Below are 1447 nucleotides of genomic sequence, written 5' to 3' on the forward strand. Positions count from 1 at the left end.
TAACAAACTGAATTAAAAAAAGAAGTATCTCCCTAATATTAGGGAGATACTTCTTTTTTTAGAAATTTATATGCAATTCAACTGGACAATGGTCTGATCCCATCACTTCACTATTAATTTTCGCTTCTGTTATCTGGTCTTTCATTCTTTCCGAAACAACAAAATAATCTAAACGCCATCCGATATTTTCACCTTTGTAATCTTGCTCTTACATTTATGAATACATACATACGCACTTTATTCAGGTTATACTAATTTCAGAGGTGATGTTCTTTGCACAATGAAGGAGTTATATTAACAAATGAGTATTGGCAAGCAATTATTCATAATGATTCTTCCTATGATAGCAAATTCTTTTATGCTGTGAAATCAACTGGAATTTTTTGCAGGCCATCATGCAAATCAAGAATACCGAATAGAAACAATGTACGAATTTTTCATCATGCAGAGCAAGCATTAAGCGAAAACTTTCGCCCGTGCAAACGTTGTAAGCCAAATGGGATCACTTTACCTAATGAAGAGTGGGTAGAACAAATTAAAGACTATATCGAAAAGCATTATGACGAATCCTTAACTCTCGACATGCTTGCGGAAATGTGTCACGGTAGCCCTTTTCATTTACAGCGTACTTTCAAAAGAATAATAGGGCTAACTCCTATAGAATATATACAACAATTCAGGGTTCTTAAAGCAACCAAATACCTTTTACACACAAATCAATCTATTAAAGAAATTAGTACTGCTGTCGGGATAGAAAACCCAGAGTATTTCGCAACTTTATTTAAAAAGAAAACCGGATTTACTCCTACTGAATATCGAAAAAAGAACGAAATGAAAGAGGGATACGATAATGAATTCCTACAAAAATAATTATATATATTGGACGCTACTTACACATAAAAATTGGCGATTTCATATTGCTGCAACTGAAAATGGACTATGTTTCATTGGATCACAAGACGAAAACTTTGAAGAATTAAATATATGGGCTAGAAAAAAACTGCCCCAACATATATTGATTCATAGTCCAGATTACTTGCAAATATATACGCAAGAAGTTATCGAGTATTTAGAAAACAAGCGAGAAACTTTTACATTTCCTATCGATGCTTATGGAACTAATTTTCAATTATCTGTTTGGAATACGGTACGTGAAATTCCTTACGGAAAGACATATTCTTATACAGAAATTGCTGAAAGAATTCAAAAACCTAAAGCTGTGCGCGCCGTTGCTTCTGCTATTGCTGCTAACCCTCTCCTTATTACTATTCCTTGTCACCGTGTTATTGGGAAGAATGGAAAACTAACCGGATTTAGGGGTGGATTAGAAATGAAGAAAAAATTGCTTACATTAGAAAAGTTACAGGTGGAATTCATATGACAGCAGAATATAATAGCGCATTATCTATAGCAGTTCCAAAAGAATTTTGTTTCCAAGAAAATTTAC

At 33.5% G+C, this 1447-nt stretch carries 2 protein-coding genes and 1 pseudogene; 2 read left to right on the plus strand and 1 reads right to left on the minus strand.

The annotated features are described in order from the left end of the window. Nucleotides 1-58: 58 nt before the first annotated feature. A pseudogene (locus ACQGS6_RS28410) lies at nt 59-196 on the minus strand (exodeoxyribonuclease III); the annotation flags it as partial. 77 nt (nt 197-273) lie between these two features. Between ACQGS6_RS28410 and ACQGS6_RS28415 the strand changes: the two are divergent. Continuing rightward, on the plus strand, nt 274-870 hold the full coding sequence (locus ACQGS6_RS28415; RefSeq protein WP_000551300.1) for a bifunctional transcriptional activator/DNA repair enzyme AdaA: 597 nt from the start codon (nt 274-276) through the stop codon (nt 868-870). Continuing rightward, nucleotides 851-1381: a methylated-DNA--[protein]-cysteine S-methyltransferase gene (locus ACQGS6_RS28420; RefSeq protein WP_001089839.1), complete on the plus strand. Its 531-nt coding sequence runs from the start codon at nt 851-853 to the stop codon at nt 1379-1381. Before ACQGS6_RS28415 ends, ACQGS6_RS28420 begins: the two co-directional genes overlap by 20 nt. Nucleotides 1382-1447 lie beyond the last annotated feature (66 nt).

This window comes from Bacillus sp. GMs2/2 (genome assembly GCF_050172095.1).
GTDB lineage: Bacteria > Bacillota > Bacilli > Bacillales > Bacillaceae_G > Bacillus_A > Bacillus_A cereus.

Excerpts from the sequence above, each read along its gene's own strand:
- ACQGS6_RS28420 (WP_001089839.1), top strand. The coding sequence starts at position 851 with ATGAATTCCTACAAAAATAATTATATATATTGGACGCTACTTACACAT.